The sequence below is a fragment of the Flavobacterium erciyesense genome (genome assembly GCF_018069925.1).
Lineage (GTDB): Bacteria > Bacteroidota > Bacteroidia > Flavobacteriales > Flavobacteriaceae > Flavobacterium > Flavobacterium erciyesense.
Map to the genome: position 1 here is coordinate 138,343 of NZ_JAGPXB010000004.1, position 21,195 is coordinate 159,537.

The following is a 21,195-nucleotide window of genomic DNA, read 5'->3' on the forward strand; positions in this document are numbered from 1 at the left end:
ATGAAAATCGTTATTAGAACAAAACAGCTTCAGAAGAGGTTAAGTCAGCTAATTTGATTATTTTTGAGTAACGAACACAACAAACTCGGATATGAAAAAATTACTTATTTTCATTTCGCTCCTATCAACCTACCAATTTTACTGTCAGTCTGTTAGCATTAACACCACGACCTATAGTACAGAACAACTAGTCAACCAAGTGCTTATTAACTCTCCTTGTGTTTTTGGTACCAATATCCAATTTCGAACGGGAACTTCATTTGGATCGAGCAATGGTATTGGTTATTTCGAAAACAGCAATCCAAATTTTCCATTTGCTAGAGGCGTAGTTTTATCCACTGGAGATGTCAACAGAATTCCTGGACCCAACAACACTATTTTGAGCGATGGGACTACCTCATGGGCCGGTGATACTAGTCTTGAGTCCGTTCTTCTTTCCCAATCAGGAGTTTCCATAAATTCAATCAATGCGAGTTTTATTCAATTCGATTTTCAACCAAAAACCAGTAATTTCAACTTTTCATTTTTATTTGCCTCAGAGGAATATGGAACCTCGCAATGCAACTTCTCGGATGCATTTGCATTTTTGCTTGAGGATATAACTGCTGGTGGCGCTGCGCAAAACTTGGCAGTAATTCCAAATACTAGTATTCCTGTATCTGTAGAAACTATCAGAGACATGACATATAACTCCAATTGTTCTTCAGAAAATGCTAGCTATTTTGGTGCGTTTAACGGTAGCGGTTTTGGAACTGCAATAAACTTAAACGGTCAAACCGTCCCTATGCTTGCATCTGCTACCGGACTGGATATCAATCACGTGTACCGTATTAAAATTGTCATAGCAGATGGCGGGGCAAATACGGCTTACGACTCGGCTATCTTTTTACAAGCCAATAGTTTTAATATTGGTCAAGATGTTTTAGGGTTAGATTACACAGTTGCTAATAATAGGGCATTTTGTCCTGGGAGTACTTTGCCTATTTTGTCTGCAGCAGGTTTGGCAGCAGGCACCACATTTTCTTGGAGCAAAGAGGGTATAGCAATTTCACCTGCACAAACGGGAGAGACACTAGACCTAAACAATTTAAATCCGCTTATCGGGCCAGGAATACATCGGTATACTGTAACCTACCAAGAGCCGGGCTGCGTGGCTGTCACCGATGATATTCTAGTAGAAATTTATCCACAAATTGGAATTTTGTCTGTTTTGCCAAATCTATATCGCTGTGATACTGCTGCAAGCAATTATATCTTTGACTTGACACAAATGAGTACCATACTCCTAGCAGGAATCAATCAACAGAGTAGCGCAGCTGGCGCTTTAGATGACTTACCAGCTTCAACCATAATCTCTTATCATTCTTCACAAACTGAAGCGGAGGCCAACACGGGAGGACTTACTACCAGTCAAACTATTTCAACCTCACAAAATGGAATAACACTTTATGTTCGTGTGCAAAACCCAACAACTTTATGTTTTGAAGTGCGATCATTTCAACTTCAAATTGTAGATCCTCCTCAAATTGCTACTCAACCTAGTACTATGACTTTATGTGCACGAAATAGTACTGAAACTCCTTTGAGAGCCAACTTTAATCTTTCAACTGCCATTGCTGAAATTATAGGGACGCAAAACACAACGTATAATCGAATCAGTTTTCATTCCTCATCAGTAGGAGCCAACAACAATGCTAATAGAATTACAATTGGCCCGGGTAATCAACTTTTAAGTGCAACAACTACTATTTGGGTTAGATTACAAAACATTTCCGAAAATAATTGCTTCGTGACAACCAGCTTTCAACTTGTTGTAGATCCTTTGCCATCAATTGACATTCTTCCTGATGTTTTTGTTTGTACTTCGTACACTTTACCCAACTTGAATAGTTTAGGCGCACAATATTGGACAGGACCCAACGGAACCGGTACTCAACTATTTCCCGGAAATACAATTACAACCACAACGAGAAATTTGTACGTTTACAATCAATCGGCACTTTGCACCAATCAAGACTCATTTAATGTTACAATAGCCGATTTGGATGACATTACACCACCTTCAGGCACTTATTGCACTCAATATCGATTACCAGCAATACCGTATGCTAGTTATTATACACAAAGTGGTGGACCTACTACCGCTGGAAACGTAAATTTACCGGGAGGAACTATCATCAATAATGGAGGAAACAATACAATTTTCGTTTGGTTCGAAGATACGATCAGCACCCCTACTTGTACTTTAGAGCGACAATTTACAGTAACCATAATTCCTTTTACACCACTACCAACCTATACCAATCAATTTGCCTGCTCAAGCTACACCATACCTACAGATGCTAATGGAGCCACTTATTATACTGGAAGCAACAAAACAGGTTTGGTAGTTTTGCCTGGCTCAATAATTACAAGTTCCATTCGGATATACGCTTACAAAGAAAGTCTAACCCTACCTGTAAATTGCGTTTCAGAAGTACCGTTTGACGTCTTTATTGGCCTTCCTAGCATTACCCCTCCTGCAGATGTCGACTCGTGTTCTTCCTACCCACTTCCAGCACTAACAGTAGGCGAGTATAGAACTGCAGCTGCAGGAAATGGATCTCTAATCGCTGCAGGAACTCTAATTAACACAACAACTACTTTATGGTTCTATGTTCCTGGACAAAATTGTACCGATAACTTAAATTTCACTATAACAGTTAATATCGAACCATTACCAAATTTCCCTGATACCGCTCCACAATGCGATGTCTATTTTTTACCTGCCGTGCCACATGCAGGAAATTATTTCACTGGAACACAAGGGACTGGTCGCAGACTCGCTGTTGGAACACCAATTACAGCATCACAGCGAATCTATTTTTATGACAGAGCTCCAAGTGGTAGTTGTTTTGTAGAAGAAGATTTTTTTGTAACAATAAACAGGTCGCCTCCTATTGATGCAAAACCAACTGAAGTAATTCGTTGCGGACAACCTTATATTCTAGACGATTTAAGAAACGGGGAATACTATGCCTTTTCTGGCGGACCTTCAAGCACTAATCCAGTGTTACCAGCTGGGACCGTTATCGATTCTTCTCGTACAATTTATGTTTATGCATCAGCTAGCAGTCCTAATACTTGTGTTTCTGAATACAGCATCGCTATTTTAGTGACTTTTGTTAACGAAATTGACGATCAATATGCTTGTAACAGTTATAATTTACCACCAATAGTAGGTATGGGAAGTTATTACACAGCACCCAACGGTCCGAATGGCACAGGCGTTCTGCTGACACCTCCTTACAATCCTGTTACCACCACAAGTACATTTTATGTTTTTGTTGAAAATAACAATCGAGTAAATTGTACCGACGAAGATGCTTTTACAGTAACCATTTACAACACACCTGCAATTGTCCCGATTTCTCCGGTTACGCGCTGCGAATCGTATGCATTGCCGGCGTATCCTGCTCAGGTGACGCGATATTTTCGCAATTCAGGTGGACCAAGTACAACCAATACTGAATTTTTTCCCGGAGATGTAATTACTAGCTCAACAACAATTTATGCCTATGGCGAATCAGGCACCACAACTACTGTACTATGCCCTGCTGAACAACCATTTGAAATTACAATAACCGATAGCCCGCGACCTAATTTAACAGTACCATCAATATGCATCGATACTGCAAACGGAACCACTACCAATGCCGTAATCGAAAGTGGCTTTTCGGCACCTCAATACGGCTTTGAATGGCGCGACGAAACTGGAACCCTTGTAGGTACATCTTCCAGTTTTAGTACAAACCGTCCAGGAAATTACACTTTAAATGTAATAAATCTTGATATTTTTGGGTGTTCATCAGGACCTGTGCCTTTTGAAGTTGTTGCCTCTGCGTTACCAACCGCTATCACCTACACAACAAGTGGTTGGTTTACTGACAATCAAACATTAACAATTATCCCGAGCATGTTAGTTGGAACCGAAAGTGATTTTTCATATTCACTTGACGGCGGACCTTATCAAGATAGCCCTGTTTTTACCAATGTACCAAGTGGACGACATGAAATTACCATTTTAGAAAACAATTGTGGCTTAGTCAGTGCTCCTATTTTTATCCGATTAATTTCTAGTCCAAAGTTTTTTACGCCGAATAACGACGGTTACAATGACACTTGGAACATTAGCGGAATACCAAGGGAAGGAATTCTAAATCTTTATATTTTTGATCGCTACGGAAAACTTTTAAAAACACTCGACCCTAATGGCAACGGTTGGGACGGTACCTACAACGGAAATCCAATGCCAGCGGATGACTATTGGTTTACAATTTCTTATATCGAAGATAACGTCCAAAAAGAATACAAATCTCATTTTTCATTGAAAAGGTAGATTCTAATTTTAAAGAAGCGAAAAATAAAAATTGAAAAAAAATGAAATTCTGTGTAACAAACCCATCAACAAGTAGTCTTATTTATCATATGTAATTATAAAGTTACGTCTACATTATTAAATAAACTGGCTTTACAATTATAATAAATGCAGTTTCATAACAAATTAGCATTGATTTTAGTAGTTAATTATCAAAAGAAAACCCGGAGTTTGCCAACTTCGGGTTTTTGATTTTTGTAAAATTATCATAAGAATCAAACGAATTTAGAACCAACTCTCGTTGTACCTTTTTTGATTACTTTAAAAAATAAGGCGGATCAATCAAACGATTTCCCGTTGCGTCATGCACTGCGTAATTAAAACCGCCTTGCAAACAATAACTACCAAATTCTCCTTTTTTATTTAGTGCAATAAACCCTACTTGAATATCTTTTAAATACTTGTTGCGTTTTTTACTCAAATTTACAATGCGAGCTACTGCCTCTTCGCAAGCTTTTTGCGGAGATTTTCCTTGGCGCATCAACTCAACCACCAAGTGAGAACCTGTAATACGAATTACCTCTTCGCCATGACCTGTTGCCGTTGCCGCTCCAATTTCATTGTCCACATATAAACCAGCTCCAATAATTGGCGAATCTCCCAAGCGGCCGTGCATTTTAAAAGCCATTCCGCTTGTTGTGCAAGCACCCGACAAATCGCCATTCGCGTCAAGCGCTATCATCCCAATCGTATCGTGATTTTCAATATTGGCAATAGGTTTGTACTCGCTAGTTTTAAGCCATTCTTTCCATTCCCGCTCTGAATCGGCAACCAATAAATTTTCTTTTTTGAATCCTTGCGCTAAGGCAAATTGAAGTGCGCCCTCACCTACAAGCATTACATGAGGCGATTTTTCCATTACGGCACGTGCAACAGAAATAGGATGCTTGATGTGTTCGAGGCAACCAACAGCACCAATATTCGAATTCTCATCCATAATACAAGCATCAAGCGTCACACGACCATCACGATCGGGTCTTCCACCATAACCTACACTGCGCTCGGTTGGATCGCCTTCTGGAATTTTCACACCTGCTTCAACTGCATCAAGCGCTTTACCGTTATTTTTTAGCACTTCCCAAGCAGCTACATTGGCTTGCAAACCAAAGTTCCAGGTAGAAAGTACAATAGGTTTTGTTCCTTTTATTGAAAACGACTCTTTTTGGGATACAATTTCATCTGCCAAAGAAGGTAATGCAGCCGCTGCGGTAGCCATTGCAGCCGTTTTCAAAAAGTCTCGACGATTAGCCATAAAATGCTTTTTTTGGTGTTAGATCTAAAAGTAAAGATATAGTTTCAGATGGATATAAAAAAACCTACACTGTAAAAGTGTAGGTTACTTATTATTTTACTTTTATCGGTCAAACCAAAAGGAGTCGAAAATCAAAATGCTACCATTTAATAATGGCACTAGCCCAAGTAAAACCACTACCAAATGCTGCTAAAACCACAGTATCACCTGATTTGATTTTTCCTTTTTCCCATGCTTCAGTTAAAGCAATCGGAATAGAAGCTGCAGTAGTATTTCCGTATTTTTGAATGTTGTTGTACACTTGATCATCCGTTAAGTTAAATTTCTTTTGGATGAATTGACTAATTCTCAAGTTGGCTTGGTGTGGAATCAACATATCAATATCAGAAACTTGCAAATTATTTGCTTGCAATCCTTCATTAATCACTTCGCTAAAACGAACCACAGCATTTTTAAATACAAACTGTCCGTTCATATACGGGAAATAACTTTCGTCATCTGCATCACTATCGGCTAGAATATCAGTTACCCAACGGCCACCCATACCTGGCGCTTTTACAATTAATTCTTCGGCATGTTGTCCCTCTGAGTGTAAGTGCGTTGATAAAATTCCTTTGGTAACATCTTCCTCTCTGCTCAAAACAGCCGCTCCTGCTCCATCACCAAAAATTACCGAAACGCCACGTCCACGAGTCGTCATGTCTAAACCTGTTGAATGTACCTCTGAACCAATAACCAGAATGTTTTTGTACATTCCCGTTTTGATGTATTGATCAGCTACTGATAAAGCATAAACAAAACCAGAACATTGGTTGCGCACATCTAATGCACCCACAGTTTTTAAACCTAAATCTCTTTGTACCAAAACTCCAGGTCCTGGAAAATAGTAATCAGGGCTTAACGTAGCAAAAACTACAAAGTCAATATCTTCTTTGGCAACACCGGCGCGTTCAATTGCAATTTCGGCTGCTTTTACACCCATTGAGGTTGTTGTATCTTCTCCTCTGATGATGTGGCGGCGTTCTTGAATTCCAGTTCGCTCTTGAATCCACTCATCATTGGTATCCATAATCTTGGATAAATCGTCATTTGTTACTACATTTTCGGGAACGTAATAACCCAATCCTGCTATTTTTGAATGATACATATAATTGTTATTTTATTAAAATCAGTTTGCAAATTTAAAACATACCTTAAAATTAGGGCTACTAAATTAATACTTTTTTACCAAATTACCAGTTTCTAGCTATTTACGGGACTTTACAAGTCTTAATCAAGGAAAAAAAACGGTGCTATAATCCAATTTGGAGCTAAAATGGGTATCCTGAGTAGGTTGGAAAAAGTTAAAAGTGTTTTAATTTTTTCAAATGTAACAAGTTTGCGGTATTTTAGACTTGTAATACAACAAGACTAACTCTAATTTAAAATGATTATCAAGTATGAAATTTAAAATCTCGCTATTTATTGCGCTTGGGCTGAGCATATCGGCTTTTGCGCAAGAAAATCTTAGCTATCAAAAACCATCGGCATCGATACTCGAATTGGCCGATTACGAACGCGCTCCATCCGTATCGATGGATACCAAAAAAGAATACCTACTCCTTTCGTACCGCAGCACCTACAAAACGCTAGATGATTTGAATCAAGATGAACTGCGTTTGGGCGGTTTGCGTATCAATCCGGTGACGAATATTTCAAGCTCCGTGACCTACGTCAACAACTTAAAACTACGAAAAGTAAAAGATAGCAACGAAATGCAAGTAGCTGGTTTGCCAGCAAATGCTAAAATTAGTAATATTGGTTGGTCGCCAAACGACAGTAAAATTTCGTTTTCAAATACCACAGCAACAGGTGTTGAACTTTGGGTTATTGATGTTGCTACGGCAAAAGCGACTCGACTTACTGAAGCTCGTGTCAATGCTAATATTGGCAATCCGTTTAGCTGGTTGAAAGACAATGCCACTATTTTGGTTAAAATGTTACCTCAAAACAGACCGGCACTTTTGGATGCAAAAAAGGACTTGCCTGCTGGTCCTATTATTTCGAATGCCGATGGATCGAAATCCCAAAACAGAACGTATCCTGATATGTTGAAAAACGCCAATGATGAGATCAATTTTGAGAACATCATGACCTCTGAGTTGTACAAAGTTAGTTTAGATGGAACGGCAACTTTGTTCAAAAAAGCAGCTATGTACGCCGGAGAAAGCTTTTCGCCTGATGGCAATTACTTGATGCTTACTACCATTCAAAAACCGTTTTCATATATTGTTCCGTTAAGTCGTTTTCCAAGTAAATCAGTGGTGTTTGACAAAGACGGTAACGAGGTAAAAACAGTAAACGAAGTTCCGCTGACTGAAATTATTCCTAAAGGTTTTATGGCCGTACGCAAAGGCAAACGCAACATGACATGGAGAGCCGATCAAGCTGCTACGCTGATGTATGTTGAAGCACTTGATGCTGGTGATCCTGCCAACAAAGTGGAATTTAGAGATGAGGTATTTACTTGGAGTGCACCTTTTACAGCTCCTGCAAAATCACTTGTAAAAACACCGCAACGTTTTAGCGGCATCATGTGGGGTAATGAAAATGTTGCTGTTTTGATGGACGAATGGTACGATACACGTAATACCAAGACCTATCTTTTTAACCCATCGCAACCAGAGCAAGCGCCAAAAGTAATTTTTGACCGTAATTCACAAGACGTTTATTCTGATCCAGGAAATTTTGAAACTCGCAAAAACGAATTCAACAGATATGTACTCGCTTTAGAGAACAACAAAGCGTTCTTAATTGGTGCTGGTTTTACTAAAAACGGACAATTTCCTTTTATAAGTGAGTTCGATTTAAAAACATTGCAAAGCAAGCGCTTGTACACATCAACTTACACAGATAAAAAAGAAGATGTTATCGAAATTGAAGATTTCAAGAAAGGAACCGTTTTGGTACAAATTCAATCTAAAAACGAGTATCCAAACTATTACTTGCGTAACATTTACCAAAAAAACAAACTGACACCGATTACATCATTCAAAAATCCGTTTGAAAGTATCAAAAACGTGAGTAAAGAAGTCATTAAATACAAACGTAAAGATGGTGTGGAACTATCAGGAACTTTATACTTGCCAGTAGGTTACGACAAGGCTAAAAAAGAAAAAATGCCATTGTTGATTTGGGCATATCCAGCAGAATACAAAGACAAAAATTCAGCGGGACAAAGCACCCAAAACCCAAATGAATTCACTTTCCCAAGTTATGGTTCGTTTGTGTACTGGGTAACCAAAGGTTATGTGGTACTTGATGATGCAGCTTTCCCTATTATTGGTGAAGGAACTACAGAACCAAATGATAATTTCATAACGCAATTGGTTGACAATGCTGAGGCTGCTATTAATGCAGTTGATGCTTTAGGTTACATTGACCGTAAAAAAGTAGGCGTTGGCGGACACTCATACGGAGCGTTTATGACCGCTAATTTACTAACACATTCTAATTTATTTGCGTGTGGAATTGCCCGCAGTGGTGCTTACAACAGGACTTTGACTCCGTTTGGTTTTCAGAGTGAGCAACGCAATTACTGGGAAAGTCCAGAAGTGTACACAGCGATGTCTCCCTTTATGAACGCTGGCAAAATGAAAACACCTATGTTATTGGTACACGGTGAAGCGGATAACAATCCGGGAACGTTTACCTTGCAAACAGAGCGTTATTTTCAAGCCCTAAAAGGATTGGGTGGCCCAACACGTATGGTGATTTTACCAAAAGAGGCGCACGGATATGTAGCCAAAGAAAATATTTTGCACTTGCTTTGGGAACAAGATCAGTTTTTAGAGAAACATTTAAAAAACTAAAAGCTTTTCTGCAGTAGAGCTAACAACAATAAACCAGCCCGGGATCAAAATGATTTCGGGCTGGTTTATTTGTGAAATAAGGCATTTATACATCACTTAAGTTTCTCTTTATGTGCCTGTTTTGTCTTGCTGAGGAACGAAGCATCTCTGTGCGGTGAGCAAATGTTGGGATTCCTCCGTTGTCGGAATGACAAATTTGTGGGTTTTATGCTCGTCAAATCGGTTACGCTGTACGTGTTTCTTTTGTATTGCTGAGGAACGAAGCGTCTCTGTGCAGTGAGCAAATGTTGGGATTCCTCCTTTGTCGGAATGACAAATTTATGTGCGCATGCTCGTCACTTCGAGTGATTTTGAATTGTAATGCGACAGCTTTACGATTCAAAATTGTATCGAGAAGTTTTTGGTTGTCAAGTTCTGAAAACAAAACGAACTCTATAGCCCCGATGGAAGTGGCATCCTTGCTGGGCTAATCCCGAAACATCGGGATTGCCAGCAAGATATAACGACAGCGGGACAAGTCGTGTGCGAGGCAATAAACTACTGCTCCCTAAAAAAAGTATTACCTACAACCATGTATCTTACTTGAACCGAATGCCTTTGTATTTGGCTTTTCTGCATAAAAAATGCCCCACATAGCGATTGACTTTTTGGGGGATATTTTTTTATTTCGATTTTGATTTTTAGGCTAGCATCAAGCGCACTTCTTGATTAAAGTCTAACTCGGTGTCGTGCTCAAAGAAAATAGCTCTGCGATCAAAGGCTGCTTTTACTAAAAAATGGCCGCCTCGGTAATAACATTGTTTCACGATTGCTGTCATTTTTGAGTTATCAACCACCTTTAATTGGTGCGGATAGAGCAGTAAATATTCGTCGTCAGCGGGGTCAATATCGATAATTTGCGAGAGCATGAACTCATTGACTTCGCCAAAAAGCGAGGCTACATATTTGGTTGGCGGCACTTCATAAACTGCTCTTGAAGGTCCTTTTACCACTACTTCGCCTTTTTGCAAAACGATGGTTTCATCAGCAAATGACAAAGCATCTACGCTATCGTGCGTGGCAATGATACAGGTGATCTTTTTTTTCTTTAAGTAGGCAAACAAGTTGCGACGCAAAGCATTTTTCCTAAAATTATCAATGTGACTGAAGGGTTCGTCAAGCAATAAAATTTCAGGCTCGAGGGCCAACGCTTTGGCTAATGCCACCCGTTGTTGCTGACCACCACTCAGGTCTTTCGCTTTTACTTTGGCAAATTCGGTCATTTCGACCATTTCAAGCAATTCCTGAATACGAAGTCTTTTTAGGGGCAAAAAAGCACTAGATAAAAACTTACCTACATTTTCCTCAACGGTGGTGTACGGCATTAAGTCGAAATCTTGTGCCAAGTATTTTATGTAATCTACTCCCGGAATGAGGTTGTATTTGGGTCCAAGAATAGGTTTTTCATCATTACTAATACTGCCTTCGTTGAGGTCAAGTAAGCCGTAGATGAGTTTTAGCAACGTACTTTTTCCGCAACCGCTTTCGCCAATAATGGCTATATTTTGTCCTTTCTCTACCGTGAAACTGATGTTTTTGATCACCGGAGTGTCACTATAGGAAAAGTGTATGTTTTTTATTTCTAGCATCATCAAAAATTAAAGCGCAAATTTACAATCTTTAAAACAATTTTAAACACAAAAAAAGCTGCTTCTAGAAAGAAACAGCTCTTGTTATTAATGTAGTTTTAGCTTATTTTTTAACTTCAGCTTCAGCGTCTTTAATCATTTTTTCGTTGGCTGTGATTGCAAACTCTACACGACGGTTTTGGCTTCTGCCCTCTGCCGTTTCGTTAGAAGCAATTGGATCAGCGATCCCCAAACCAGTTACTTGAAAACGAGAAGACGATACTCCTTTGCTTGCCAAATAATTACGTACTGAGGCTGCTCTATCGCCTGAAAGTTTCAAGTTATAATCTGCTGGACCTGTACTGTCTGTGTAACCATAAATTGTGATGTTGGTATCTGGATATTCTCCAAAAACTGGAACTAATTTGTTTAGGTTTGCTTTTGCAGCAGCAGTCAAAGTAGATTTGTTGGTATCAAACCGTACTGCATTTTCATTCAATACTAATTTGATTCCTTCTCCTACACGCACTACCTCAGCACCCGGAAGTACAGCATCAATTTCGCGGGCTTGTTTGTCCATTTTGTTACCAATAGCACCACCGGCAACACCACCAATAACACCACCTAAAACTGCACCCATTGCGCCTTTACCACCTTTACCAAGATTGTTACCCAAAACACCACCAATTACGGCTCCAGCAACAGCACCAATACCAGCACCACGTTGTTTTTGATTGGTATTTTTTACAGCCTCACAGCTTGTAAATATTGAACCTATAACCATTATTGTTGCTATAGCAACTACTGAAATCTTTTTCATATTTTTATTTTTTTAGTTCGCTTTTTGAAATTGGTACACAACATCAGTCATTTTTCCGGCTACATCAATTCGGTCTACCAATTGAAATGAAGTTTCGGTTTGGTTAGCAAGTTTTAAAACATAACCGTCTCTTACTCGTTTAGCTTTGACACCTGCGTCTAAAACTTTTAAAACAAACTGACCTTCGTTGTTTACAAACCAAGTAATTGGGGAGCTAAACGAAACACAATTCGCTTTAGTCAAAGCCATAGAACCTTTGTTATTATTTGAAACAAATTTCCAAGTACTGCCTACAAAACAATCTGAATCAGCTAACTGAAAACTATTTACTTTTACATATTGAGATCCTGGATACGTTACTGCACTAATTACCCAGTCACCCTTAATGGCTACTTGTGATTTTCTATCGGTCTTGGTACTTGTAGCTGATGATGATTTGCAAGCAAACATCAAAACAGCCAATGCGCACACTAAAATAATTTTTTTCATATTCAAAAGTTTTAATGAATTAATACTTACACAAAGATATTGCGAAATGTGACAAATTTGTTTCAGAATTTTAATTTTTTGTATCATAATTCCCAAGTCCGACATTTTGTCACTCTCATTACAATTGGTATTCTATTTGAAAGCTACGTTGATACCAATTTAATTTTAAACTTTAAAAAATATGACAACAGGTAAAATTAATGTTTCAGTAGAAAACATCTTTCCCTTAATCAAGAAATTTTTATACAGCGACCACGAAATTTTCTTGAGAGAATTAATTTCGAACGGTACCGATGCCACTTTAAAATTAAAGCATCTGATCAGTATTGGCGAGGCCAAAGTAGAATACGGCAACCCAATGATCGAGGTAAAAATTGACAAAGAAGGAAAGAAAATCCACATCATCGATCAAGGTTTAGGAATGACTGCTGATGAGGTTGAAAAATACATCAATCAAGTTGCTTTTTCAGGAGCCGAAGAGTTCTTAGACAAGTACAAAGATTCTGCTAAAGATTCTGGAATTATCGGACATTTTGGTCTTGGTTTTTACTCTGCTTTTATGGTAGCTGAGAAAGTAGAAATCATTACTAAATCATTCAAAGATGAGCCTGCTGCACACTGGACTTGTGATGGTAGCCCAGAATTCACATTAGAACCAGCTGATAAAACCACACGTGGTACTGAAATTATTTTGCACGTTGCTGAAGATTCTTTAGAATTTTTAGAAGACGCCAAAATCAAAGAATTGTTGAACAAGTACAACAAATTCATGCCTATTCCAATTAAATTTGGAACCAAAACACAAACTCTTCCAAAAGCAGAAGACGCTCCAGAAGATGCCGTTGCCGAAACCATCACTGTAGACAACATCATCAACAACCCAAATCCAGCTTGGACCAAACAACCAACAGAATTGGCTGCTGAGGATTACAAAGCCTTCTACCACGAGTTGTACCCAATGCAGTTTGACGAACCGTTATTCCACATTCATTTAAATGTAGATTATCCGTTCAACTTAACTGGTATTTTGTATTTCCCAAAACTAGGATCTGATTTGCAAATCCAAAAAGACAAAATTCAGTTGTACCAAAACCAAGTTTATGTTACCGATAACGTAGAAGGAATTGTACCTGAATTTTTAATGATGTTAAAAGGTGTGGTAGACTCGCCAGACATTCCATTGAACGTGTCTCGTTCCGGATTGCAAGCTGATGCTGCCGTTAAAAAAATCTCTAATTACATCACGCGTAAAGTTGCCGATAAATTAAAATCATTGTTCACAGAAAACCGTGAAGATTTTGAGCAAAAATGGAACGACATTAAAATTGTCTTGGAATACGGAATGTTATCCGAAGACAAGTTTTATGAAAAAGCAGGCGCTTTTGTACTTTACCCAACCGTAGATGGCAAATTCCACACGCTTGAGGAATTAAAAGAAAAACTAGCTGCCACACAAACCGATAAAGATGGTAAACTGGTGATCTTGTACGCAGGAAACAAGGATGCGCAGCACTCTTACATTGCTACAGCCAAAGACAAAGGATACGAAGTATTGTTGCTAGATTCGCCAATTATCTCGCACTTAATCCAGAAAATTGAAGGTGACAACAGCAACCTGACTTTTGTACGTGTCGATTCAGACCATATTGACAACTTGATCAAGAAAGACGAAACTACCATTTCAAAACTTTCAGATGAAGAACAAACCAGCCTAAAAACCGTTCTAGAAACCATTGTACCAAAACAAACGTACAGCGTACAACTAGAAGCCCTAGACAGCAACTCGGCTCCATTTATCATCACACAGCCAGAATTCATGCGCCGTATGAAAGAAATGAGCCAAACCGGTGGCGGCGGAATGTTCGGGATGGGCAACATGCCAGAAATGTACAATTTAGTAGTAAACACAAACTCTGAATTGGCCAGCAGCATCCTAAACAACAAAGACAAAGACGCTCAAGAAAGCCTAGTAAAACAAGCACTAGACTTAGCCAAACTATCTCAAAACTTGCTAAAAGGCGAAGCCTTAACCGCATTTGTTAAAAGAAGTTTCGAGCTTATAAAATAAATATTATATTTTTAGATCGTAAGATTTTTAGAGTAAACCTGCAAGCGACCCCGAAGTATCGGGACTTGCAGGTTTTTTTTTGGGAGCAGATTAGCCATTTTCAGCAGGCGTATACTCCCGCTATACGCTATAATCTTTGCTTTTGGCTGCCGCCACCGCAAAGGATTTTCGCTGCTATCGGGGCTATTTGAGACAGATAATATTTACAAAGTCGTTTTTTTAAAACACAATTTGTAAGATTATTTTAATATATTTGAGAAATGAATATGGTGAGATGGGACTTCAAATTTCAGCGTGCGAAGTCACAGACATTCTCTCAGCAACTAGTTATAATAACATTTTGTGCTAAAAAGTAAGAATTCAAGGAGCCGGAAAGGAAGTTTGGATATTTTGCAGTAAAATTACCATTCACAAGAAAATACTAACCGTTCACAAATTTTAATTTTTAATTGATCCTTTAAAGTATGATTTTTGAAATGAATTTAAAATAATATCAATATGAAATCATTTCAAAAATTTTTACTTCTTGGTTTGTTGCCAGTACTAATCATTTCTATATTTGTTATATCTAGGGGCTCACTATCGGATTTATCCAATATGAGAATCAATTATTTTGTAGCTACTTTCTTTTTAAATATATCATTTAGCAGTGTTTATGTTTTTGAAAAAATTAAAGGTAGTTTCTTCAAAAAAGTCACTTCTGCAATAATTTGTTTAACTGTTTTTACTACCATTTCGGAACTATATTTTGACTATTTTTATCTCTCTAATGTAACAATAAAATTTAATTTTCTTTATCATATATTTCGTTTGTCTTTATCTATTTCGATTTTGTTATTTTATATTTTCATTCTTGAAGTCAATAAAAAAATGCTTAAAAGAAACGATTTGATTTTTGAAGAAAGTAAGACTTTTTACGTAAAATTAATTTCGGGTTTAACTTTATTTCTGACCTTTTTTCTGATATTCTTCTACATTTTTGATTATTCAAATTTGTATTCCATAACAGAGGCCTTTGGAATATTATTCTTCAAAATGTTTGGATTTTCATTATCTGTTACCACAATTTCTCATTTCTCTATTTATTTATTAAATAAAGTGAACGTTGTAAAAGGTAATTTTCTCTTAATAATATTCTTAACTTCTATAATTTCATTGCCCTCAATTGCTTTTTTGGGTTTTCCAAATTCAATGAACTTCTACTCTGGATTTATTGGCTCATTTTATGCTATACAATTATTTGTTCCTGCTTTTATTATTTTTGTACTATTTTTCAGGTTGGATAAAAAAAATAAAAACAGACAAATTTGGAACCTACAAAAATTAAATTCAAAGCGAGAAGCTGAATATCTCGAACTAAAAAATCAAATAAATCCACATTTTTTATTTAACAATATGAATGTGATGATTTCATTAATAGAATTAGATCCTAAAAAAGCAGTTGCTTTTGGTCATAATTTATCAAATGTTTACAGGTATTATCTAAAAAATCAAACAGAAGATTTTGTTTCTTTAAAAGAAGAAATGGATTTCATTAACGAATATTTGGAAATTTATAAATCGAAATTTGAATCAGGATTTGAGTTTAACTTGAATTTTAGTACAGATACTGATTTTAATATTTTATCCTCTTGCTTACAAGAAATTATTGATAACTTTTTTAAGCACAATATTTTAGATGAAAATATTCCATTGCTAATTAATTTTGATATTGATAATAATTATCTTGTAATTTCAAATTCTAAAAACTTGAAACAAAAAGTTCAGTCAACTTTTATAGGTTTAGAAAATATCAATAATCGATATAAAATACTAATTAACAAGGAGATAGAAGTAATAAATGGCGTTGAATTATTTATTGTAAAATTACCCATTGTTAAAATTCAGGAATAATGACCGTAATTATAATAGAAGATGAAATTCCGGCAGGAAAACGCTTAGAAAGATTATTAGTAGAAAAAAACATAACCGTTTTTACTATTTTACAATCTACGATTGAGGCTGTAAATTGGTTTCGAAATAACCATCATCCCGATTTAGTTTTTATGGATATAAAACTGAGAGATGATTTATGCTTTAAAATTTTTAAAAAAGTTGAAATTCAATCTAAAATAATATTCACAACTGCTTTTGATGAATACGCATTAAAAGCTTTTGAATACAATTCAATTGATTATTTATTGAAACCCATCGCTGTTGAAAGACTTGATAAATTATTTGTAAAGATAAAAAATAATAATTTACTGAACACCAACCAAAATGATTTAAAAACATTAGAGAATGCTTTACAAGTAGAGTTTAAAACTTCTTTTTTAGTATCTACTGGAAGTGCTTTAAAGAAAATTGTTATGGAAGAAATTGTGTATTTTAAGAGCGAAAATAATACTACTTTTTTGACTACAAAAGATTTTAAAAGCTACATAATAAGTCAATCTTTAGAACTTTTAGAAAATCAATTGAATCCAAAAATATTCTTCAGAATAAGTAGAAAAATTATCATCAATAAAAATTTCATTAAGCAGATATCTAATTTTAATTTAACCCTCACAACTATAAATATATCTGATGATTTCAAAATAAGTCGATCAAGAGTAAAGGCATTTTTGGAATTCTACAAACAATAAAGTTATAAGTACTCTGCTGTGCGAATGTCTCTGACCCCCGCTACCGCACGAATCCTTTCGTGTGGTGCGTACTTAAAGAACCTAATTTGATAACTCTAAAGAAATATTTATGAGTAGAAATTATAAATTCCATAATCCAGAGGGATTGTATTTCATAAGTTTTGCAGTGGTAGGTTGGCTAGATGTGTTTACTAGGAATGAGTATAAAGATTTGTTTTTAGAAAGTTTGGTTTTTTGTCAAAAAAATAAAGGATTAGAAATTCATGCGTGGTGTATAATGAGTAATCATGTGCATTTAGTTTTTAGAAGTATAAACGATCAAAAACCGGATTTATTGATTGGAGATTTGAAAAGATTTACTAGTCAATCTATTGTAAAAAGTATTCAAGAAAATTCTAAGGAAAGTAGAAAAGAGTTCTTATTAGATTTTTTTAAGAAAGAAGCTGAAAAAAGTTCTAACGTAAAGCACTATCAGTTTTGGCGACATGATAACAAACCAATCGAACTTTGGAGTAATAAAGTTATTCAACAAAAGATAGATTATGTGCACAATAATCCTGTGGAAGAAGGTTTAGTTTACAAACCAGAAGATTATGTGTATAGTAGTGCTATTGATTATTCAGGACAAAAAGGTTTAGTTGATGATGTCATCGTTTTTAGAATGTTCAGTGATTAAGTAGAAAGTACCACACGAAAGGATTCGTGCGGTAGCGGTGATGAAACCAAGTATACTATTTTGAAATGACAAAAATTAATTATTTAGTACGTCGAGCTAGTTCGGCTGTAGTGGATTTGCTTGTATTTGCTATTTGCTGCAAACTTTTAGAACCAATTTTCGGAGAAAAAAATCTTGATGGCACCTATTCTTTTGACAGTGGTTTGGTACTTATTTTATTTTATTCTTTTTACTTAATTCAAGATATTTTTTTCAAAAAAACAATTGGAAAATATTTGCTAAAACTAGAATTAAACTTTGAAAAACCATCGGATTTAAATGGGTATCGCAAGTATTTAAAAATAGTGTTAAGAAGGCTTTTTGATTTGATAGAGTTAGTTTGTCCTTTGATTTATATTCTATTTATAATTTCCACAAAAAACAATCAAAAGTTAGGAGATTTAATTTCTAAAATTACTGTAAGACCAGTATACACAGCTCCCCCAGCTGCTCGAAGTATTTAAAATAAAACATTCTTAAAACTGTAGGCTGCTGTACGAATGTGTGTGGCAATACGCTAAAAATTAGGATGCGAGGTCAAGGACATTCGCGTAGCAGCTAGTTAGCAGTAACTTTTGCGCAAAAATCGAAAAAAATTCAATTTAATACCAATTATTGGTATCTTTGATAAAAAAAATTATGGCACGAAATACATCAATATTATTAGGAGACTATTTTGAAAACTTTATCAACGAACAAATTTCTACAGGAAAATATAGTTCAGTAAGTGAAGTTGTTAGAACTGCTTTAAGAGTTTTTGAGCAAGAAGAAATTAAAACAAAATCTCTAATCAATGAACTAAAAATTGGTGAAAAGAGTAGTAAAATCAGAAATTTTGACCGCAATAAAAATCTTGAAATACTCAAAGCTAATTTTCAAAAATAATGCCAGCGTATATAATTAGTGAAAAGGCATTAGAAGACATTAATAACATTTGGATTTATACGGCCGAAAATTGGTCTGTTGAACAAGCAGATCGATATTATAACTTAATCATTGACGAAATTGAATATATCGTCGATAATTTAGATATGGCTCGTGACTTTGGGGAAATTAGAAAATCATATAGATACTCAAAAGTAAAATCACATTTAATTTTCTTTAAAAAAGATAAAGCAAATGAAATTGAAGTCGTTAGAATTTTACACGAAAGAATGAATATTGAAAACCGATTAGCGGAATAAATAAAAAAGCCATCTGCTAATCGATTAGACGGCTCCCCCAGCTGATCGAAGTGTTTAAAAAAAACATTCACATAACTCTAGGCTGCTGTACGAATGTACCAGCTGATCTAAGTGTTTAAAAAAAGTTCTTAAAAAATTTGGACTGCTGTGCGACCTCAGAAACATTCGCAAAGCAGCTAATGTAAAAAAAAAGTCAAACTATCAAATTGTTGAATTAAACTTTGTAGCAAAATATGAAATACAAACTAGAAATACCCAAACCATGCCACACAGATTGGAATTCCATGAGTGCTACAAATCAAGGTAAATTTTGCGCAAGTTGTAAAAAAGAAGTTATCAATTTTGAGTTTTTGACCAATGCTCAAATTTTGAGTAGAATATCGAGTAGCACATCCGTTTGCGGTAGATTATCTAAAAATCAAATTAATTCAGAGTTTACAAATTCAAATCCTACACCAGCGCCTTTTTGGGGAGTACTTTTTAGTTTTACGTCTCTTTTGACCGCATTGCCAGTATTGGCTCAAAAAGAAAAAGCGAAAATAGAAATTATTGAGTCGAAATCTAGCTCTGCTACTGCAGAACATACAGACACTACTTTTGTAACCGTATCAGGTATTGTTTTAGAAAAATTAACCGCTGATGCAAAAACAAGCACACCACTTCCCGGAGCAGTGATTGAACATAAACAATCTAAAACAAGTGTAAGAACAAATTTCAACGGGACATTTACAATTAAGATACCATTCAAAGATTATTCAAAATCGAAGTGGCTACTTGTTCATTACATCGGAATGGAAAGTAAAGAAATTGAAGTACTGAAAACAACAAACAATCTTAAAATAGAAATGATTCCGACTGAAATGATGATGGGAGAGGTTGTTATTGTCCGTAAGCGAAATATCTTTGATAGAATTAGAAGTCTATTTCGTTGATTTTTTACCGATTTATTGTTTTGGCAATCACTGCTATTTCTTGATGATTTTCTAAAACAGTACTTTTTATGTATCGCTATTTCAGGACAAGACAATTGCAGAAATCTAAAAAACAGCTACATTTATTTTTTTATCTAGTAATAAACTTAATTTCAACAACAGTGAAAACACGTAACACCATAATCTTGATGCTGTTTTTTAATTCGATAGCATTCGGTCAAGTTTCAAATGAAACCCACAAAAAACAAATTCAGAATTTAGTACTCGAATCGTTTGATGAAATTTGGTCCAAACTAGAACCTAAGAACATTGAGAAATACTACACCAAAGATTTCCTGCTATTGGAACACGGCGAAGTTTGGAATAACGATACCATTGCAGCACATTTGAACAAAGCCAAACTCAAATTACCCATGCCAAAACGAGTAAACACAATTGAAATTATTGATATAAAAGTGACCAACAAAACGGCTTGGGTGGCCTACCACAACTATGCAACTATTTCTGTTGATGATAAAGTTATTAGAAAAGCGCATTGGCTAGAAAGTGCTACGGCCATTTTAACCGATAAAGGCTGGAAGTTTGACATGTTGCATTCTACTAGAGTGAAAAGTGAGTAAAAAAAATGCTGGAAAATATTATACTTACAACTGAGCAACAAAACCCTACTGTAAAAAAATAAAGCCGTTTTTTCGAGTTGAGAAAAAACGGCTTTTTGTTTACTTCAATATATTAAAAAAGACCTAATCGTATGCTAGGAGCACGCACTCCTATTTGTGTTCGTACCGAAGTATTACTTGGTCTATGATAATTCCTTTGATCGTATTCATAATAATAAAATCCTGCGTGTCCATAAAAGGCATCGCTATGATGGCAATGAGAATCACAATGAGAATGATGCGTTGTGTAAACATCTTGCTTGCTGGCAATATAGGCCTTGTAGGCTTTTCTATTCTTTTTCTTTAGCTCCTTTTCATACTCTTTTTGCTCTTTCCAAAAAGCCTTCTCTTCGGCTTTGGTTTTAGCAGTAAAGGTCAACTCATAATTGGCATCTTCTCTGCCCCTTTGCTGATAATAAGTAATTTTATCTGCATTGAAATTTATGTTTGTTTCACTTTTCACACTGGCTTCTTGTGCGCGTGTTGTTGCTATTGTTCCCAAAAAAAGTAGGATCAGTAAAGATTTAATTGTTCTCATGATTATAATTTTTTAATGCAGTTACTATCTATTTTATTT

The 21,195-nt window shown here is 36.0% G+C and carries 17 protein-coding genes; 11 read left to right on the plus strand and 6 right to left on the minus strand.

All coding sequences use genetic code 11. The annotated features are described in order from the left end of the window. The first annotated feature begins 91 nt into the window (after positions 1-91). Complete coding sequence (locus tag KBJ98_RS06350) at positions 92-4,378, plus strand: T9SS type B sorting domain-containing protein (protein ID WP_210788825.1); 4,287 nt, start codon at positions 92-94, stop codon at positions 4,376-4,378. A 295-nt stretch (positions 4,379-4,673) separates the two neighbouring features. Here the strand turns inward: KBJ98_RS06350 and KBJ98_RS06355 are convergent, their stop codons facing one another. Both KBJ98_RS06355 and KBJ98_RS06360 read right to left on the minus strand, forming a co-directional pair. Next, positions 4,674-5,669 (minus strand): isoaspartyl peptidase/L-asparaginase family protein, encoded by a 996-nt coding sequence (locus tag KBJ98_RS06355; RefSeq protein ID WP_210788826.1) that lies wholly within the window; start codon positions 5,667-5,669, stop codon positions 4,674-4,676. Positions 5,670-5,808: 139 nt separating this feature from the next. Next, positions 5,809-6,816, minus strand: a complete 1,008-nt coding sequence (locus tag KBJ98_RS06360; RefSeq protein WP_210788827.1) for a 3-oxoacyl-ACP synthase III family protein — start codon at positions 6,814-6,816, stop codon at positions 5,809-5,811. 292 nt (positions 6,817-7,108) lie between these two features. Between KBJ98_RS06360 and KBJ98_RS06365 the strand changes: the two genes are divergently transcribed. Next, complete coding sequence (locus KBJ98_RS06365; RefSeq protein ID WP_210788828.1) at positions 7,109-9,520, plus strand: S9 family peptidase; 2,412 nt, start codon at positions 7,109-7,111, stop codon at positions 9,518-9,520. Positions 9,521-10,200: 680 nt separating this feature from the next. Here KBJ98_RS06365 and KBJ98_RS06370 read toward each other — a convergent pair. The 3 genes from KBJ98_RS06370 to KBJ98_RS06380 form a co-directional block, all read right to left on the minus strand. After that, the gene (locus KBJ98_RS06370) at positions 10,201-11,148 is read right to left on the minus strand and encodes an ABC transporter ATP-binding protein (RefSeq protein WP_166137005.1); all 948 of its coding nucleotides are present in this window, start codon (positions 11,146-11,148) and stop codon (positions 10,201-10,203) included. A 103-nt stretch (positions 11,149-11,251) separates the two neighbouring features. After that, positions 11,252-11,947, minus strand: coding sequence for an OmpA family protein (locus KBJ98_RS06375; RefSeq protein ID WP_210788829.1), 696 nt, complete (start codon positions 11,945-11,947; stop codon positions 11,252-11,254). 12 nt (positions 11,948-11,959) lie between these two features. Beyond that, on the minus strand, positions 11,960-12,436 hold the full coding sequence (locus KBJ98_RS06380; RefSeq protein WP_210788831.1) for a lipocalin family protein: 477 nt from the start codon (positions 12,434-12,436) through the stop codon (positions 11,960-11,962). A gap of 181 nt (positions 12,437-12,617) precedes the next feature. On the opposite strand from KBJ98_RS06380, the gene htpG reads away from it, so the two are divergent. The 9 genes from htpG to KBJ98_RS06425 all read left to right on the plus strand — a co-directional run bounded on the left by htpG (position 12,618) and on the right by KBJ98_RS06425 (position 20,579). Further along, positions 12,618-14,504 (plus strand): molecular chaperone HtpG, encoded by a 1,887-nt coding sequence (gene htpG, locus KBJ98_RS06385; protein ID WP_210788833.1) that lies wholly within the window; start codon positions 12,618-12,620, stop codon positions 14,502-14,504. A 498-nt stretch (positions 14,505-15,002) separates the two neighbouring features. Then, positions 15,003-16,397, plus strand: a complete 1,395-nt coding sequence (locus KBJ98_RS06390; RefSeq protein ID WP_210788835.1) for a sensor histidine kinase — start codon at positions 15,003-15,005, stop codon at positions 16,395-16,397. Next, complete coding sequence (locus KBJ98_RS06395; protein ID WP_210788838.1) at positions 16,397-17,128, plus strand: LytR/AlgR family response regulator transcription factor; 732 nt, start codon at positions 16,397-16,399, stop codon at positions 17,126-17,128. The genes KBJ98_RS06390 and KBJ98_RS06395 overlap by 1 nt, the downstream gene beginning before the upstream one ends. Before the next feature lie 109 nt (positions 17,129-17,237). Beyond that, the gene (locus KBJ98_RS06400; protein WP_210788840.1) at positions 17,238-17,804 is read left to right on the plus strand and encodes an REP-associated tyrosine transposase; all 567 of its coding nucleotides are present in this window, start codon (positions 17,238-17,240) and stop codon (positions 17,802-17,804) included. A gap of 65 nt (positions 17,805-17,869) precedes the next feature. Continuing rightward, positions 17,870-18,307, plus strand: coding sequence for an RDD family protein (locus KBJ98_RS06405; RefSeq protein ID WP_210788841.1), 438 nt, complete (start codon positions 17,870-17,872; stop codon positions 18,305-18,307). Positions 18,308-18,482: 175 nt separating this feature from the next. Further along, on the plus strand, positions 18,483-18,728 hold the full coding sequence (locus KBJ98_RS06410; RefSeq protein ID WP_210788973.1) for a type II toxin-antitoxin system ParD family antitoxin: 246 nt from the start codon (positions 18,483-18,485) through the stop codon (positions 18,726-18,728). Next, the gene (locus KBJ98_RS06415) at positions 18,728-19,027 is read left to right on the plus strand and encodes a type II toxin-antitoxin system RelE/ParE family toxin (protein WP_210788843.1); all 300 of its coding nucleotides are present in this window, start codon (positions 18,728-18,730) and stop codon (positions 19,025-19,027) included. Before KBJ98_RS06410 ends, KBJ98_RS06415 begins: the two co-directional genes overlap by 1 nt. A 233-nt stretch (positions 19,028-19,260) precedes the next feature. Then, positions 19,261-19,959, plus strand: coding sequence for a carboxypeptidase-like regulatory domain-containing protein (locus KBJ98_RS06420; protein ID WP_210788845.1), 699 nt, complete (start codon positions 19,261-19,263; stop codon positions 19,957-19,959). Positions 19,960-20,120: 161 nt separating this feature from the next. Next, complete coding sequence (locus KBJ98_RS06425; RefSeq protein ID WP_317192481.1) at positions 20,121-20,579, plus strand: DUF4440 domain-containing protein; 459 nt, start codon at positions 20,121-20,123, stop codon at positions 20,577-20,579. Between the two features lie 112 nt (positions 20,580-20,691). Here the strand turns inward: KBJ98_RS06425 and KBJ98_RS06430 are convergent, their stop codons facing one another. Next, positions 20,692-21,156 (minus strand): hypothetical protein, encoded by a 465-nt coding sequence (locus KBJ98_RS06430; RefSeq protein WP_210788846.1) that lies wholly within the window; start codon positions 21,154-21,156, stop codon positions 20,692-20,694. Positions 21,157-21,195: the final 39 nt, after the last annotated feature.

Bases quoted from the DNA above. Each gene is read 5' to 3' on its own strand.
- KBJ98_RS06415 (WP_210788843.1), top strand. From the start codon at position 18,728: ATGCCAGCGTATATAATTAGTGAAAAGGCATTAGAAGACATTAATAAC.
- KBJ98_RS06375 (WP_210788829.1), bottom strand. From the start codon at position 11,947: ATGAAAAAGATTTCAGTAGTTGCTATAGCAACAATAATGGTTATAGGT.
- KBJ98_RS06355 (WP_210788826.1), bottom strand. From the start codon at position 5,669: ATGGCTAATCGTCGAGACTTTTTGAAAACGGCTGCAATGGCTACCGCA.
- KBJ98_RS06390 (WP_210788835.1), top strand. From the start codon at position 15,003: ATGAAATCATTTCAAAAATTTTTACTTCTTGGTTTGTTGCCAGTACTA.
- KBJ98_RS06350 (WP_210788825.1), top strand. From the start codon at position 92: ATGAAAAAATTACTTATTTTCATTTCGCTCCTATCAACCTACCAATTT.
- KBJ98_RS06420 (WP_210788845.1), top strand. From the start codon at position 19,261: ATGAAATACAAACTAGAAATACCCAAACCATGCCACACAGATTGGAAT.
- KBJ98_RS06410 (WP_210788973.1), top strand. From the start codon at position 18,483: ATGGCACGAAATACATCAATATTATTAGGAGACTATTTTGAAAACTTT.
- KBJ98_RS06365 (WP_210788828.1), top strand. From the start codon at position 7,109: ATGAAATTTAAAATCTCGCTATTTATTGCGCTTGGGCTGAGCATATCG.
- KBJ98_RS06400 (WP_210788840.1), top strand. From the start codon at position 17,238: ATGAGTAGAAATTATAAATTCCATAATCCAGAGGGATTGTATTTCATA.
- KBJ98_RS06370 (WP_166137005.1), bottom strand. From the start codon at position 11,148: ATGCTAGAAATAAAAAACATACACTTTTCCTATAGTGACACTCCGGTG.
- htpG (WP_210788833.1), top strand. From the start codon at position 12,618: ATGACAACAGGTAAAATTAATGTTTCAGTAGAAAACATCTTTCCCTTA.
- KBJ98_RS06430 (WP_210788846.1), bottom strand. From the start codon at position 21,156: ATGAGAACAATTAAATCTTTACTGATCCTACTTTTTTTGGGAACAATA.
- KBJ98_RS06405 (WP_210788841.1), top strand. From the start codon at position 17,870: ATGACAAAAATTAATTATTTAGTACGTCGAGCTAGTTCGGCTGTAGTG.
- KBJ98_RS06360 (WP_210788827.1), bottom strand. From the start codon at position 6,816: ATGTATCATTCAAAAATAGCAGGATTGGGTTATTACGTTCCCGAAAAT.
- KBJ98_RS06380 (WP_210788831.1), bottom strand. From the start codon at position 12,436: ATGAAAAAAATTATTTTAGTGTGCGCATTGGCTGTTTTGATGTTTGCT.
- KBJ98_RS06395 (WP_210788838.1), top strand. From the start codon at position 16,397: ATGACCGTAATTATAATAGAAGATGAAATTCCGGCAGGAAAACGCTTA.